Origin of the sequence: Haloferax sp. AB510, assembly GCF_024136985.1 — an archaeon.
Classification (GTDB): Archaea; Halobacteriota; Halobacteria; order Halobacteriales; family Haloferacaceae; genus Haloferax.
The window spans coordinates 1-15,630 of the sequence record NZ_JAMYJY010000089.1 but is presented as its reverse complement, the minus strand read 5'-3'; the positions used below and the strand labels follow the sequence as shown (position 1 = coordinate 15,630).

Genomic DNA, 15,630 nt, shown 5'->3' with positions numbered 1-15,630 from the left:
TCGACGCCGACGATGGCCGACTCGATTTCCATCGTTCCGAGGCGGTGACCCGAGACGTTGATGACGTCGTCAACGCGCCCGAGTACGGTGATATAGCCGTCGTCGTCCACTTTCGCGCCGTCGCCGGTGAAGTAGTGCCAGCCGTCCACGTCGAGCTTCGCCGCCTCTTCACCCCATCGGTGGCCGTGTCGGAGCGCGAGCGGCATGCCGGGCCACGGGCGCGTAAGGACGAGATAGCCGGCCTCGTTCGCAGGAACCTCCTCGCCGCGGCCGTCCACGACCCGAGCGCCAACGCCCGGCAGCGGCGGCCCGGCGGTGCCGGGTTTCATGTTCTTGACGCCCGGAAGAGTGGTTATCATCATACCGCCGGTCTCGGTCTGCCACCACGTGTCCACGACGGGACAGTTCCCGTCGCCGATGTGTTCGTAGTACCACTTCCACGCGCGCGGGTTGATGGGTTCGCCAACGGTGCCGAGCAGGCGCAGACTCGACAGGTCGCGCGACGCCGGGAGCGACGTGTCCCACTTCATGAACGACCGAATCGCGGTCGGAGCCGTGTAGAACACGTCGACGGCGTTCTCTTCGATGAGGTCCCAGATGCGGTCTTTCTCCGGGTAGTTCGGCGTACCCTCGTACATCACCGTCGTCGTACCGAGCGCCAGCGGCCCGTAGACGACGTACGAGTGGCCGCTAATCCAGCCGATGTTCGCCGTAGAGAGATACGTGTCCTCGGGCTTGAGGTCCAACACCGTCTGCGACGTCCACGTGACGTGGGCGAGGTAGCCGCCGGTGACGTGTTCGACTCGTTTCGGTTCGCCGGTGGTCCCCGACGTGTGGATGAGAAACAGCACGTCGTCGGCCGCTCGTTCGACCGGGTCGACCTCCGCACCGGCGTGGGCGTCGACCAGTTCGTCGTAGGTGTGCTGTCCCGTTCCGAGATGTTCGGTCTCGCCGAGGTGCTCGACGACGACCATCTCCTCGAGGTCGTGGGCGGCCTTGAGACGGGCGTCGTCGGCCTTGCTCTTCAGGTAGATGGCGCTCCCTCTCCGGTAGTAGCCGTCACAGGTGACGAGGAACGCCGAGTCCGCGCTCTCCAGTCGGGTCGCCAACGCGTCCGCCGACAGTCCCGCGAAGACGACGTTGTGGGGCGCGCCGATGCGGGCGCAAGCCAACATGGCAATGGGTAGCTCCGGAATCATCGGCATGTAGAGCGTGACCACGTCGTCCTCCTCGACGCCCTGCGCGCGGAGCGCGGCGGCGAACTCGTTGACCTCGCGGTAGAGGTCCTGGTACGTGTACGTCCGCGTCTCTCCGAGGTGGCTCTCCCACTTGATGGCGACGCGGTTCTTCGCCCCGGTTTGGACGTGGCGGTCGAGACAGTTGTAGCAGGCGTTCAGCGTCCCCCCGTCGAACCACTCGAACGGGGGTTCGTCGTCGGGAAGGACCGACTCGTAGGAGTCGAACCAGTCAAGCGTCGCCGCCGCTCGCTCCCAGCAGCCGGGCCAGTTCTCCTCGAACTCGTCGTAGACGGTGCCGTCGGTGACGGTGGCCTGTTCGACGAACGACGCCGGAGGCGGTATCTCCTCGTCTTCGGCCATCCTCGTTTCGAAGTCCGGCCCACGACGGTTCGACATACAGGAGTTACGTCGGCCTCATCGCATTAAAACGTTCGTCGGTGTGCGCGACTCGGGCTACCGATGGCGTCCGCCAAGCTTCTTGTGTCAGCCAGTCCCAGCCCACGTATGCCACATCCGACCGCGTTCTCCCGGCCCATCGGGAGCGAGCGCGTCGCGGGAACCCGCGAGTCCGTCATCCGAGAGATGACCCGCGAGGCGCACGAACACGACGCCATCAACCTCTCGCAGGGCATCCCCGACGAGGACGAGACGCCGGCAAGCGTGAAGGAGGCGGCCAAAGGCGCAATCGACACGTCGAGCCAGTACACCATTACGTGGGGGCACCCGGAACTCCGCGAGGCGGTCTCGGAGCGCTACGCCGAGTGGAAGGGCGTCCGTTACGACCCCGAAACGGAGGTCACAATCACCACTGGGACGAGCGAGGCGGTGGTCTCGACGCTCCTCGCGCTCTGCGACCCCGGCGACGGCGTCATCTACTTCGAGCCGACCTACGAGAGCTACATCCCGGCCGTCCAGTTCGCCGGAGGGGAGCCGATGCCGCTCGACATCACCGACGGCCTCGAACTCGACGCCGACGCGCTGTGGGACGCCGCCGAAGACGCGTCGATGCTGATTCTCAACCACCCGCACAACCCGACGGGCAACGTCTTTTCGCCCGACGAACTCGAACTCGTCGCGGAGGTCGCCGAAGAAGAAGACCTCGTCGTCGTCACCGACGAGATATACGAGCACATCGTCTACGACGACGACTACGTCAGCCCCGTCGAAATCGACGGGCTCGCGGGCCGGACCGTCGTCTGCACGGGGCTGTCGAAGACGTACTCCGTGACGGGCTGGCGCGTCGGGTTCGCGCTCGCACCTGAGCCACTGTCGGCCGAACTCCGGAAGGTCCACGACTACACGAGCATCTGCGCGCCGACGCCGTTCCAGCGGGCCGGGGTGGAAGCGCTGTCGCTCCCGGCGGACTACTACGACGACCTCTCGGACTCCTACGAGCGCCGCGGCGAACTGCTGTACGACGGGCTCCGAGAGGTCGGCCTCGATCCCGTGAAACCGGACGGCGCGTACTACATGCTGACGCGCTATCCGGGCGACGGCGACGACACCGAGTTCGCGCACCGACTCGTCCGCGAGGCCGGCGTCGCGGTTGTCCCCGGGAGCAGTTTCTACACCGAGGGGTCCGCGGACTGGGTCCGGTTTACCTTCTCCCGCAACGAGGCGACCATCGAGGAGGCGCTGCGACGGCTCGACGAGAACCGCTTCTGGTAGTCCGGTGACCTGGTAGTATCCCGGCGGCGACCCGGTCGGGACTGTAGTCAGGCGTCGTCAGCCGACGCCGCGTCCGCCTCCGCCGCCGAGTTCTCGGCGGGTTCGACGCCCCGAATCACGAACCGCGCGCCGGCGTCCGCGGCGTCCTCGTAGCCGACCGACCAGTCGTGAGCGTCGGCGATGGTGCGGACGATTGCGAGACCGAAGCCGGTGCCGTCGGCCGCGGTCGTGAAGCCGGATTCAAAGAGCTTCGGGCGGTCCGCCGGCGGGACGCCGGGGCCGTCGTCCTCGACGTAGAAGCCCGCGTCGTCGGCGAGTCGGCCGACGGTGACGGTCACGCCGTCGCCGACGTGTTCGATGGAATTTCGAAACAGGTTCTCGAAAAGCTGGAGGAGCCGAGTCCGGTCCGCCGCGAACGACGCGCTTTCGGCCACCTCGAGCGCGGCCGATTTGGTGTCGACGTTCGCCCACGCCTCGGTCGCGACGGCGTCGAGCGAGACCTCTCGCGCTCGTCGACCGTGCCGCCGCGAGCGAGCGCGAGCACGTCGGTGATAATCTCGCCCATGCGCTCGTGGGCTGCCTCGATTCGCTCGACGTGGTCCGGGTCGGGGCGCTCCGCCTCCTTCACCAAGTCGAGGTAGCCCTCCGCCACGTTCAGCGGGTTGCGCAGGTCGTGCGAGACGACGTTCGCGAACGTTTCGAGCTGTTGTTCGTGTTTTCGCCGGTCGGTCACGTCGTGGGCGTTGACGACGACGCCACCGACAACGGGGTCGTCGAGGAGGTTCCGACACCGGACGCTGAAGACGCGCCACCCGCGAGTCGAACTGCGGAACCGGAGTTCGGCGGTGGCGTCCTCGTCGGGGCGCGCCACCGCCTCCCGGAACGTCTCGATGGCGGCGTCCTCGTCGTCGGGGTGGAGGAACCGCGCGAGCGTCTGCACCTCGCTCGGGTCCTCGTCGGTGCCGAGCGTCTGGGCGGCCGAGTCGCTCAGGTAGCTGACCGAGCCGTCGGCGTCGAGGACGAAGATGAGGTCGGAAGCGTTCTCCGTGAGCGCGCGGAACCACCGCTCGCGGACGCGGCGCTCGGTGATGTCGTGGAGGATGTGCAGGTGGCCGCGAACCGCGTCCCGGCCGTCGGTCACGGCCGACCTGTCGACCTCGAAGTAGCGCGCCTCGCCGTTGTCGTCGACGACCCGGAGCTCCCCTCCGGTTTCGAGGGCCTCGGCGGCCTCCACGTCGAACACGTCGGCCACGGGGGCACCCAGCGACGAGGACTCCACGTCGAAAAGCGCCCTCGCCGACGGGTTGGTGTCGGCCAACCGGCCCTTCCGGTCGACGACGATGACGGGGTCGGCCATCCGCTCGATGACGAGGTCCCGCGCGATGGGGCTGATATCGAGGATTCGGTACCGCGAGAGCCCGACGGCGAGCAGCGACGACGTGGCGGCGAACGAGATGGCGATGGGGTTCGCGGGCGAGAACGGTACCACGAGATACACCGCGCCGACGATGGGGGGAACGAGAACCGCGACGAACAGGAGGAGCGCTTGCTTTCGGTATATCTGTCGGCTCCGCAGGCAGTGAATTCCGAGGGCGACGAGCGCGGCCCCGACCGCGACGTAGCTGTAGACAATATCCACCCAGAACAGCGGTCCGTAGACGACATCGGCCGTCGTAATTCCACCGGTGGTCGAAAACGACAGCGACTCCCACAGCAGCGCGTGGAGTCCGAGCGCGTTCGTTACCGCCCCCACGACGGTCAACGTGGGCCACACGGCGAACAGCGTGGCGGTGCGGCGAGAGACCAACCGCTCGTAGCCCGCGATTTCGAGGGCGAAAAGCAGGGTGAAAAAGATCGCCGCCTCCGCGGGTATCAAGATGAGAACGAACCACAGGAGGCGGACGGACACCGAGTCGGCGAGGAGGTAAAACGCCTCGAACAGCGACCAACCGCCGGCGCTCAGAGCGAGGGCGACGAACCACCGCCCGGTCGGTTCGTCGTGGTACTGCCAGCCGTAGCTCGCGACCCAGGCGGAAATCACGGTCGCGAGCAGAAGCGCACCAACGTACGGTGACAGTGAGAGAGGCACTACACTCGAGTACCCGGGTCAGCCACTTAGAAACTCTGGCAGACGGCCGGCCGTGAGTCGCCCTAACGAAGGGTTTGGCGGTCCAAAGTCTCTTAACTGACCGGTCAGTAAGCCGGGACAGAAGATGGACGCAGAGACCAGGGCCGAGATACTCGAAGCGACCAACCGGGCGCTCTGCGAACACGGGTACGCCGGCCTGACGATGCAGCGAATCGCGGACGAGTCGTCGGTAACGAGCGCCGCGATTCACTACCACTTCGACACGAAAGAGGAGCTTCTCAACGCCTTCCTCGACGACCGAATCGAGCGATTCGAGTCGAAGCTGTCGTGCGGCGCGTCCGACCCGCGAAAGCGGCTCGACGCGGTTCTCGACGCGGTGTTCAACCCCGAGGTGCCCGACGTCGACGGCTTCCCCGTGGCGCTCATGGAGTTGAAGGCGCAAGCGCCCTACCACGAGCTGTTCCGCGAGCGCTTCCTCGACCTCGACGACGTGATGCGCGGAACCGTCGCCGACATCGTCCGCGACGGCGTCGAATCCGGGGCGTTCGACGAGGCCGACCCGGCGGAGATTGCGCGGCTCGTCACGACCATGAGCAACGGCGCACACGCCCGCGCCGTCGCGCTCGGCGAACGCCCCGCTGAGACCCGGCGGGTCGTCGAGGACGCCCTCGAACTCCACCTCGGCTGGACGCCGGGCGCGGAGGTGGAGCGATGAGCCTGTTCAAGGGACAAGAGGAACTCAATCTCACCGAGGGCGGCATCGTCAGGCCGCTTCTCTACCTGTCGCTCCCCATCGTCGTCACGAACCTCCTCCAGACGGCGTACAACCTCGCGGACACGTTCTGGCTCGGCCAGTACTCCACGGAGGCGCTCGCGGCCATCTCGTTCGCCTTCCCGATGGTGTTCCTCCTCATCTCGCTCGGGATGGGACTGTCCGTCGCCGGGAGCGTCCTCGTCGCCCAACACACTGGGGCCGACGAGACGGACAAAGCCGAGTACGCGGCCTCCCAGACCGTCACGTTCGCGTTTCTCGGGTCCGCGGTGCTCGGCGCGGTCGGCTACCCCCTCGTCCGTCCGTTCCTCGATTTCCTCGGGGCCTCGCCGGACGTGCTCCCGGGCGCGACGGCCTACATGCAGGTCATCGCGCTCGGCCTGCCGTTCATGTTCGGCTTCTTCGTGTTCATCTCGCTGATGCGCGGGGCGGGCGACACCATCACCCCGATGCTCGTGATGTTCGGGACCGTCGTCCTCAACGTCGTCCTCGACCCGTTTTTCATCAACGGCTGGGCGCTGGGGCCGATCCAGTTCCCCGAACTCGGGATTCAGGGCGCGGCCATCGCCACCGTCATCTCGCGGGTCCTCGCGATGGTCGTCGGCATCGCCATCATGGTGTCGGGCACCAGAGGCATCCAGATTCACCTCACGGACATGCGTCCGGACTTCCGGTACCTGCGGAAGATTCTCCGCATCGGCATCCCGGCCAGCATCGAGGGGACGGGTCGCGCGCTCTCTATCAACGCACTTCTCATCGTCGTCGGCCTGTTTTCGACCTCCGTCGTCGCGGCGTTCGGCATCGGCACCCGGGTGTTCTCGGTTATCTTTCTCCCGGCCATCGCCGTCGCGCGCGGCGTCGAGACGATGTCCGGCCAGAACATCGGCGCGGGGAAGTACGACCGCGCCGAGCAGGCGAACTACGTCGCAGCCAAGGGATTGTTCTTCGTCCTCGGCCTGCTCGGACTCGCCATCTTCCTCGTTCCTGAGCCCATCGTCTCGGTGTTCACCACCGATGCTACGGTCCTCGACGTGGGCGCGCAGTTCCTGCGGTACGTCTCGCTGTCGTTCGGCTTCATCGGCATCATGCGGGCGTTCACCGGCGGCTTCCGGGGCGCAGGCAAGACGCTCATCGCCGCGGTGATATCGGTCGTCACGCTCGCCGGTATCCGGCTTCCGGTCGCCTTCGTCGCGTCGCAGGGGCTCCTGCCGACCGACTTCTGGTTCCTCGGAAGCACCGACGTGCGAGGCATCTGGATTGCGTTCTTCGTCTCGAACGTCGTGGGCGCGCTCATCGCGTGGCTCTGGTTCCGCCGGGGAACGTGGCGTGAGGGCGACGTCCGCGGGACGCCGGCCGGCGGCGAGTTAGAGAACGACGACGTGGAGCTATCGAGCGGGATGGACTAAGCCGGAAAAAGAGCGGTCGGAGCCCGCTACTCCGCCGAGATACTGAACCCGGAAAGCGAGTCTTTCGCGTCCTTGACGAACGTGTGTTTTCCCGTGATGCGGGCCGAACCGGTGATGAGCGGCGTCGTCAGCGTCACGCCGTCGCGTTCGTCGACCGCGACGAGCCTCCCTTCGAAGCGCGTGCCGACGATGCTCTCGTGGAGGTACGACTCGCCGATGTCGAGCGCGCCGGCCTCGTGGAGGAGCGCCATCTTCGCGCACGTCCCGGTCCCGCACGGCGAGCGGTCGACCTGTCCCTCGCCGAAGACGACGATGCTCCGGTCTACGTCCTCGGGCGTGCCGTATATCTCGGTAATCGAGACCGAGCCCTCCTCGCCGGTGAGCGGATGGATGATATCGAGGCGCTCGTTGACGGCGTCGCGGATTTCGAGGCCCCAATCGACGAACGTCGCTGCGTGCTGTGGTTCGACGGGCAGGTCGAGGTGGTCGCTGTCGACCAGCGCGAAGAAGTTGCCCGCGTAGACGACGTCGACGGAGAGCGGCGAGTCGAGAAACGAGACCGGGACGGTCGCCCGGTCGTAAACGAACGACCGGACGTTCTCTATCGTGACGCACTCGACGCCGCCGTCGGACGCGTATTCGGGCGTCGCCTCGACGAGTCCGGCCGGCGTCTCGACGCAGACGGTCTCGCGTCGGTCGAGTCGGCCCAGTTCGAGGAGCGCAGAGACGACGCCGATGGTCCCGTGGCCGCACATGTCGAGGTAGCCTCGACTGTCCATGAAGAAGACGCCCACGTCCGCGTCGGGGTGGTTGGCATCGACGACGACGGCCCCGAACATGTCGTCGTGGCCGCGGGGCTCTCGCATCAGCAGGTCGCGCACCCAGTCGTGGGTCTCGGCGAACGAGTCCCGGCGCTCCCGAACTGAGTCACCCACGAGCGCCGAGCGGTCGATGCCGTCGACGACGATGCGAGTCGGCTCGCCTTCGGTGTGCGTGTCGATGGTCGTAAACGACGCGTCCGTGGTGAGGTCGTCGAACGCGAGGTCGTCGCGCTCGCGGACGGACTCGGTGTCAGTGTCGGCGTCGCGCCCGCTCATTCGTCCACCAGTTCGAGCCGGGCGATTTGTTCGTCGGACCAGTCGTAATGGGGTTTATCAATCCCCCGAAGCGACCGCACACATTCGTTGTAGCGGCGACGGGCAATCGGCGCGTAGGGGTCGTCGGGGTTCGCGCGAATCCACTCGCGGAGGTCGGAAAGCGCCCGCGGGGAGTAGCTATCGACGTCGCCCTGTTCCCGTAAGAGCGCGAGTTTGCGCTCCTCGGTGCGGAGCGACCTGACGAGGACCGCGGCCGCAACGCCGGGCAACAGGAGAAGCGAGACGAGCATCGAGACCCACGTGAGCGTCGACAGCGCCATGTCAGTCGTCACCTCCCGGGACCGCCGCGGAACCGGACGGTGGCTCGTCGCCGACGACGCTCATCACGACCGTGCTCACGACGACGAGCGCGCCCATGAACGCGACGCCGAGCAACATCAACCGCTGGTTCGCGGTTCCGATGCTGGAGTAGACGCCGTAGCCGAGGATGAACATCATCACGACGGGGATGACGTACTTCACGACCGGGTTCCACCACGAGCCGACGTAGATGCCGGCGTTGCGGTTGAGGTCGAGCACGCGGGCGCGCTCGGGGCCGAACTTCCACGCGACGAGCGCGATGATAGACAGCGTCGCCAGCGGGAGGCCGAAGCTTCCGAACATGAAGTCCATCCGCCCGAGGAACGCCGAGGAGTAGGCACTCGGGAGGCCGAGCACCCAAATGGCGCCACAGGACGCGAGCACACCACTAGTCCGCGAGAGGCGCGTCTCCTCGGAAACCGTGGTGACGGCGACCTCAGTGATGCCGAGGCCGGAGGTGAACGTCGCGAAAAAGAAGGAGACGAAGAACACGATGGCCCACAGACTCCCGCCGGGGAGTTCGGGGAACACTTGCGCCATCGAGATGAAAAGCAGGTTCGACCCGGCGCTCGGTTCGAGTCCGAACGCGAAGACGACGGGGAACGTGGCGAACACCGCGAGCAGGCCGATGCTCGTGTTCCCGATCGCGGTGAACAGGCCGCCGCCGAGCGGCACGTCGTCGTACCGACTGAGATAGCTCCCGTAGGTCAGCGCGATACCCCACCCGAGACCCGTCGAGAACAGCGCCTGACTGAGCGCCGCGACCCACGTACTGCCGCGGGTGAGGTAGCCCCAATCTGGTGTGAAGACGAACGCGACGCCCTCCATGCCGCCGGGGAGCGTGACGCCGCGAATCGAGACGGCCACGAGCGCGACGACGAGCAACGGAATCATCCACTTCACGACGCGCTCGATGCCGCGGCGGATGCCAAACACGAGAACGCCGGCCAGACCGGCCATCGTCACCGTGTGCATCCCCACGACGAGCGCCGGGTTGTTGATGAATCCGTCCCAGAACGCCTGCGGCTGGAACCCCGGCTGGGTGAACGTCATGAGCACCGAGTGACCGGCGTAGTAGAGCGCCCAGCCGATGATGGGCGCGTAGTACGACATCAGCGCCACGTTGACGATGAGGACCACGAGGCCGAGACCCTGCGCCCGCTTGCTCCCGAGAACCTGCTTGAACGCCCCGATGACCCCATTGTTCGTGTAGCGGCCGATCATCGTCTCGGCCATCAGTCCGGGAACCGCGATGAGGTACAACAGGAGGATGTAGGCCACGAGGAAGGCGCCGCCGCCGTTTTCGCCCGTCGTAAACGGCATGCGCCAGATGTTGCCCGCGCCCACCATCGCGCCGAGCATCGCCATGAGGAAGCCGAACCGGCTTCCCCACTCTTCTCTCGCCGTTCTCGCCTCTGAGTCTGACATGATAATCCTACCCAGACCCTTGAACAGAAGGTAGTTATACGGATGTGCTACTATGGTCGGGGTCGTCAATGAAAAATTCATATGAACGCTGTTATAATGGATTTGGCATTTCAACTATATCCGGATAGCAAGCCATTTCAGGACCTCTATTATGAGATTGAGAATCCAGTATCAAACATCAACGTCTGGGAAATTTCGGTCCGAATCATCGGTCGGGCCGTATCATAGTCGGGGATGAATATATAACCACGAAGCGGACACCACCGGCATGGTCACGACCAGCGACGAGCGGGCCGAAGGCGACCGGACGCCGGGAGACGAGCGCGGGACGAACCACGAGTCGGAAACACGTCGGTGCGCGTGAGAGACGAGCAGACGGACGAACTCGAACGGGCGGTACTCGCGCTTCTCGACCGCCGAGGGGCGACGCCGATAGACGAGATACTCTCCGGAGTGGACGGACATCCTATCGAGATAGAACACGCCTGTAGCCGACTCCAGCAGGCGGGCGAACTCCGAAGCCGGAGTTGCGGCGTGTACGCTCGCGCGACCTCTCACGAGGACGACCCTCCCATGGACAGACACTAGTATAACTCACCCTCCACCGAGGACTCAGCCATGACGAACTCAGTCACGGGACGACTGTCGGCCCAACGGTGCCCGGAGTGCGGTTCGGAGACGCAGACGAGACACGGAATCGAACGCTGTACTGACTGTACGTGGCGGGCGCCACAGGGGGCCGACTGAACGGAAAGACGCTGTCGGTACCGCAGACGCGACCCGTCGAACCGACACCACCGTGTCCGGAGTAAACTAGAGAGAAAGTTATCGAATTGAATAACGAGCGGCGGCGGCGTTACGGAGTTGACTCCGCGTACTGGTTGAGGAGTTTCGCCTCGGCCTTCCGGAGATGTTCGAGCAGCGTGGTTTTCGAGATGTCGAGTTCGTCGGCCAGTTCCCGCGTCGTCGTCGCTCGCGGCCACGTGTAGTAGTCGCGCCGACAGGCCAGTTCGAACACCTCGCGCTGGCGGTTCGAGAGTTTGTCCAGTTGGTGCGAGACATGGTTTTTCGCGCCGGCGACGGAAGTGACCTTGGTGACGATGATTTCGGCCTGATTCGCCGCCTCCAGCGAGTCGAGGCGTTCGCGGAGGTCGGCCCGGTCGGCGGTGTCGATGACCGGCCAGTACTCCCAGCCGTCGTCGACGCGGACGGGCGCGTCGTGGACGAAGCCGTGTGATAGAAGCGAGTCGGTCATGCTGTTTTCGGGGTCGTACTCGACCATCAACTCCCGCGTCGTGTTGCCGACGTTCGACGCGCCGTTGTCGAACTCGTGGCGGGGACTCAACTCGGAGACGGAGTCAGTCAACCGCGACCGCTCGGTCGCGCGGACGAAGTTATCGATGTCTTCGACCCGGTCGGCGTAGACCGTGAAGTGTCCCTTGACCGTTTCTTCGGGCGTGTTGTACACGGTGTGGGCGGTGACCCCGGCGTCGACGTTCTCCGTCACTTCCAGCGTCCAGCAGTCCGGGTGCCAGACCTTGAGCGTGAGTCTGGTCGGACCCGTGAGTTCGGAATTCGGTGCGCTAGCGTTCGACATATGACGACGATTACGCCCCCGCGAAGTATATATTCAACCGACCATGGGAGGCCGATATGTCGAGCGCGACCGCTCGTGTTCACCGACGATTCCGAGCCGAATCCGCGTATCAAAATCGAGAACAGACCGGTCGGTGCGACCGCAGCCATCGATTCGGAAGACGTCGAGTCGACGGCTGTCGCCGAGTCTGCGTTCCGCCAGAGGGAAGCGTTGATAACGGCCGCTCGAATAGGGGCGAGTGAATGCCCGCAGACTCCCTAGAGACGTTACTGGACAATCCGGCGATGCGGGAGGCGCTCTCGGTCGTCGTCGAACGGTCGAAACAGGGGACCGAAGAGCTCCGCTGGCGTGACGTGAACGACGCGCTGTCGAGCGGTCAGTGGGGTCGCCTCATCGAGCGGGGCGTCCTGACCGACGCCGCGGCCGGCGGCTTCGTCCTGTCCGACTCCGACCGAATCGCCTCGAAACTGCAGTCGCACGACTCCGGCACTGAAGACGAGAGCGACGACGCCGAGTCATCGTGGTCTCGGTGGGACAAGCTCGGCGCGCTCGGCGTCGTCGTCCTGTTCGCCGGCTACTCGAACGCCGGCATCCGAAACGCAGTCGCCGGCATCGACAACGTCGTGCTCGGGCCGCTGGCGCACTCGATACCGTTCTACGCCGTCGTCATCGTCCTCGCCGCGGCCACCGGCCTCTACTCAACCGTGATGCAGGACCGACTGAAGGACACGGCGCTCCTCGAACGCCACCAAGCCCGGATGGACGACTTGAAGTCGCGCCGGGAGGCGGCGAAAGAGCGCGGCGACGGCGACGCCCTCGAACGCCTCGAAAAAGAACAGATGGAGGCGATGGGCGACCAGTGGAGCGTCATGAAAGCGCAGTTCAGGCCGATGGTCTGGATAATGCTCGTCACCATCCCGGCGTTCCTCTGGATGCGCTGGAAGGTCCGCGGCGGCCACATCGCCGCCGGCTCCGCACACGTGATTCTTCCCCTCGTCGGACGGGTCGGCTGGCAGGACGCCGTCTTCGGGCCCATGCCGGCGTGGATCATCTGGTACTTCCTCTGCTCGTTCGCCGCCAGACAGCTCTGTCAGAAGTATCTCGGTATCGACCCCTCCGGGACCGCCCGCTCGGACCCGGAGTCCACGAGCTCTTCCTGAGCGACGCGAACTGCCCACTCGAACCTCAGCTCGCGCCACCTTTGACAACCCCTTAGGGAATTTCAAACCGGTTCGTATATACCGACGCCGCGACGAGACTCCGGCATGGACCGCGACGAATTCGAGCGGCGAGAGCCGAGCGACTCGCCCGCGACGACACCCGAACTCGACGAGGCGGAAATCGAAGCGCTCGTCGAGTACGTCGAAAACGAGCGCGACCGCGGGGCGCCCAGCGGACACCGCCGCAGGGGCGAGACCCGCGACGCCGATGACATCGGCGGCGGTGGCGACCGCACCGACGGCGTATTCGGCCGTGAGGCGGCGATAGAGCGCTTCCGCGGCCCGGACGAGGTGCTCACGAGAGTCGTGCCGCACGCGGGCTACCTCGAAGTCCACAAGCGGACACCGTGCGCCGAGGGCTGTGCGTCGTGCCCGCACGGACCTGCCGTCTACCACGTCCGGTGGGAGCGCCACCCCGGCGGAGAGAACCGGCTCCATTGGATTCTCATCGGTCCCGAGGTCGGCGCGAACTGATTTTCCGCCGCTGGTCAGCGGTCGCCCGCCGCGGCAGGGGGAGTCGCCCGCGAGTCTGACTGCGCTCGCTCGTCCCCCCGGCGACAGCGAGTCGGTTCGACCGCCGACTCGATGGGGATATCGTCGTAGGCGTCGAGCACGTCGCTCCGCGTGATTATGCCGACGACCTCCGCGCCGTCGACGACCGGGACCCGACCCACGTCGGCGGCCTCCATCGCGTCCACGACGTGGAGGAGGTTGCTGTTCGGCGTCGTCGTGACGACGGTCCGCGTGCCGACGTCCTCGACCGGCGGGTCCGCCGCCGGGTCGTCGTCGCCGTCGAGGGCCTCGATGTTCTCGGTCAGGTACTCCTGGGCGTCGCTCTGGACGACGACACCCGCGAGCGACTCGCCAGCCTCGACGATGGGAAGCCCGCCGTGGTCGGTGTCGCGGAGCCGTTTGACGGCCTCCGAAAGCGGCGTTCCCGCTCGGACGGTGTCGACGGCGCTCGTCATCACGTCGGCGACGTGGACGTCTTCGATGCTCCCGATGCGGCGCTCTTGGACCGTGTAGCCGAGGTCGCGGAGCTTCTGCGTGTAGATGGTACTGCCGTTGAGGAGGTAGCTCGCGATTTCGCTCCCGACGACGCTGACCATGAGGAGCGGGAGGATGATGGTGTACTGGCCGGTGAGTTCGAAAATGATGATGATGGCGGTGAGCGGCGCGCCGGCGGTCGCGGCGAAGATGCCGCCCATCCCGACCAACGCGTACGCGCCCGAGGGAGCCGTCCCGGGGACGAGCGCGTGGACCGCGAGGCCGAACGCGCCGCCGACGGTGGCACCCACGAACAGCGACGGCGAAAACACGCCGCCGGAACTCCCACTGCCGACCGACAGCGAGAAGCCGACCGCCTTGAGGACCGCCAGCGCGACGAGCGCACCGAAGAGGAAGCCGCCGTCGATGCTCCGGTGGACGACGCCGTAGCCGACGCCGAGCAGGAGTCCGGCGGCCGTCCCGGGGGCGACGCCGAGGACGACGGTGCCGACGAGGACGCTCACGCCCAGCAGGAGCCCGCCCAGCGCGGGCTTGAGATAGCCCGGCGCATCGAGGCGCTCGAAGACGTGCTCGACGCCGTAAAGCAGTTTCACGAGGCCCGCGCCGACAAGGCCGACGACGACGCCCAAAAGCAGATAGATGGGGAGTTCGACCGCCGGTGTCACCAACTGGTAGGACGCCGGCACGAGGAACTCGCGGATGCCGGGCGTCGGCGAGAACTCCAGAATCGGGCGAGCGACCGCCGTCGCCGTCAGCGCGGCGAGAACGACCGTGATGACGTGGCCGAGGTAGTACTCCGCGAGGAGGATTTCGAGCGCGAACATGATGCCCCCGATGGGCGTGTTGAACGTGCCCGCGATGCCGGCGGCCGCCCCCGCCGCGACGAGCGTCCGGGTGTGCCGCGACCGGACGAACCGGCCGAAGAAGGACCCGGCGGCACTCCCGATTTGGATGATGGGCCCCTCGCGGCCGAGCGACGCCCCGCTTCCGATGGCGACGCTCGACGCGAGCGTCTTGTACAGGGCGATTTTCGGGCTGATGCGGCCGCCGCGGTTCAGCATCGCGTCGAGGACGCTCGGCACGCCGTGGCCCTTGACCGCGTCGGTCGTGAGCAGGACGACGACGCCGACGAGGAGGCCGCCCAGCGCGGGGATGGCCGCGTATCGGAGCGACCCGAGCGGGGACAGGAGGTCGAAGGCGTTGGTCACGGGCACGAGCGCGAACGAGACGTTCCCCGGGTTGAGCGAGGTGCCGTAGAGCAGTTCCTGGACGACCCAGATACCGACCCGGAAGACGACAGCACCCAGCCCGGCGACGACGCCGATGGCGACCGCCAGCACGTTCATCGCGATGTCTTCGTACCGCGGTTCGACCTCCGCCGTCCGTATCGCCCTGCGGGCCCGCGCTCGCAGGGTAGACTCGTCACTCACGTCGTGGGGCATCCGAGTCAATCTTGCGCGATAGGGTGTTAGTCAGTTTCGCTTCGAACACCCGGGCGGCGAGCGGCCGCGAAGCGGGTCAGGGGGCGGCGCACACGAGCGCGGCGTGCGTCGCGACGACGCAGCCGCCCGCGAAGACGCCGACCAACATCAGGAGATGACCCGCGCCGAGGTCGAATGACACGCCGACAAGCCACAGCCCGACGAGGACGCCCGCGGACTTAGTGGGGTAGGAGAGGCCGCCACGCGCCGCGAGCTGCAACAGGCCGGTACAGGCGACGCCCAGTAGGAGGACGCTGGCGACGGCG

12 protein-coding genes and 2 pseudogenes are annotated in these 15,630 nt (G+C 66.3%); 6 read left to right on the top strand and 8 right to left on the bottom strand.

Annotated elements, in window-relative coordinates; genetic code table 11:
* A partial coding sequence (locus NKF06_RS15480; protein WP_253245912.1) for an acetate--CoA ligase occupies window positions 1–1,598 on the bottom strand: 1,598 nt, incomplete at its 3' end.
* A 144-nt stretch (window positions 1,599–1,742) separates the two neighbouring features.
* Between NKF06_RS15480 and NKF06_RS15475 the strand changes: the two genes are divergently transcribed.
* The gene (locus NKF06_RS15475) at window positions 1,743–2,906 is read left to right on the top strand and encodes a pyridoxal phosphate-dependent aminotransferase (protein ID WP_253245910.1); all 1,164 of its coding nucleotides are present in this window, start codon (window positions 1,743–1,745) and stop codon (window positions 2,904–2,906) included.
* 47 nt (window positions 2,907–2,953) lie between these two features.
* Here the strand turns inward: NKF06_RS15475 and NKF06_RS15470 are convergent.
* Window positions 2,954–4,995, bottom strand: a pseudogene (locus NKF06_RS15470) (histidine kinase N-terminal 7TM domain-containing protein).
* Between the two features lie 124 nt (window positions 4,996–5,119).
* Here NKF06_RS15470 and NKF06_RS15465 point away from each other — a divergent pair.
* Both NKF06_RS15465 and NKF06_RS15460 read left to right on the top strand, forming a co-directional pair.
* Window positions 5,120–5,710 (top strand): TetR/AcrR family transcriptional regulator, encoded by a 591-nt coding sequence (locus tag NKF06_RS15465; RefSeq protein ID WP_253245909.1) that lies wholly within the window; start codon window positions 5,120–5,122, stop codon window positions 5,708–5,710.
* Complete coding sequence (locus tag NKF06_RS15460; protein ID WP_253245908.1) at window positions 5,707–7,173, top strand: MATE family efflux transporter; 1,467 nt, start codon at window positions 5,707–5,709, stop codon at window positions 7,171–7,173. The genes NKF06_RS15465 and NKF06_RS15460 overlap by 4 nt, the downstream gene beginning before the upstream one ends.
* Window positions 7,174–7,199: 26 nt before the next feature.
* Here the strand turns inward: NKF06_RS15460 and NKF06_RS15455 are convergent, their stop codons facing one another.
* Genes NKF06_RS15455 through NKF06_RS15445 form a run of 3 tightly spaced genes read right to left on the bottom strand, consistent with a single transcriptional unit; the run spans window position 7,200 to window position 10,058 of the window.
* The gene (locus tag NKF06_RS15455) at window positions 7,200–8,270 is read right to left on the bottom strand and encodes a proline racemase family protein (protein WP_253245907.1); all 1,071 of its coding nucleotides are present in this window, start codon (window positions 8,268–8,270) and stop codon (window positions 7,200–7,202) included.
* On the bottom strand, window positions 8,267–8,590 hold the full coding sequence (locus NKF06_RS15450; RefSeq protein WP_058826473.1) for a hypothetical protein: 324 nt from the start codon (window positions 8,588–8,590) through the stop codon (window positions 8,267–8,269). The genes NKF06_RS15455 and NKF06_RS15450 overlap by 4 nt, the downstream gene beginning before the upstream one ends.
* Before the next feature lies 1 nt (window position 8,591).
* Complete coding sequence (locus NKF06_RS15445; protein ID WP_256477548.1) at window positions 8,592–10,058, bottom strand: sodium-dependent transporter; 1,467 nt, start codon at window positions 10,056–10,058, stop codon at window positions 8,592–8,594.
* Window positions 10,059–10,418: 360 nt separating this feature from the next.
* Between NKF06_RS15445 and NKF06_RS15440 the strand changes: the two genes are divergently transcribed.
* Window positions 10,419–10,646: a hypothetical protein gene (locus NKF06_RS15440; protein ID WP_253245905.1), complete on the top strand. Its 228-nt coding sequence runs from the start codon at window positions 10,419–10,421 to the stop codon at window positions 10,644–10,646.
* Between the two features lie 268 nt (window positions 10,647–10,914).
* Here NKF06_RS15440 and NKF06_RS15435 read toward each other — a convergent pair whose 3' ends face one another.
* On the bottom strand, window positions 10,915–11,655 hold the full coding sequence (locus tag NKF06_RS15435; protein WP_058826472.1) for a helix-turn-helix domain-containing protein: 741 nt from the start codon (window positions 11,653–11,655) through the stop codon (window positions 10,915–10,917).
* 242 nt (window positions 11,656–11,897) lie between these two features.
* On the opposite strand from NKF06_RS15435, the gene NKF06_RS15430 reads away from it, so the two are divergent.
* Together NKF06_RS15430 and NKF06_RS15425 are read left to right on the top strand one after the other, a co-directional pair.
* Window positions 11,898–12,815 carry a DUF106 domain-containing protein gene (locus tag NKF06_RS15430; protein ID WP_253245904.1) on the top strand — a complete coding sequence of 306 codons (918 nt, stop codon included), beginning with the start codon at window positions 11,898–11,900 and terminating at the stop codon, window positions 12,813–12,815.
* A gap of 105 nt (window positions 12,816–12,920) precedes the next feature.
* Window positions 12,921–13,349, top strand: coding sequence for a hypothetical protein (locus NKF06_RS15425; RefSeq protein WP_253245903.1), 429 nt, complete (start codon window positions 12,921–12,923; stop codon window positions 13,347–13,349).
* Between the two features lie 14 nt (window positions 13,350–13,363).
* Here the strand turns inward: NKF06_RS15425 and NKF06_RS15420 are convergent, their stop codons facing one another.
* Both NKF06_RS15420 and NKF06_RS15415 read right to left on the bottom strand, forming a co-directional pair.
* On the bottom strand, window positions 13,364–15,313 hold the full coding sequence (locus NKF06_RS15420) for a chloride channel protein (RefSeq protein WP_253245902.1): 1,950 nt from the start codon (window positions 15,311–15,313) through the stop codon (window positions 13,364–13,366).
* Between the two features lie 88 nt (window positions 15,314–15,401).
* Window positions 15,402–15,630: pseudogene (locus NKF06_RS15415) on the bottom strand (hypothetical protein); the annotation flags it as partial.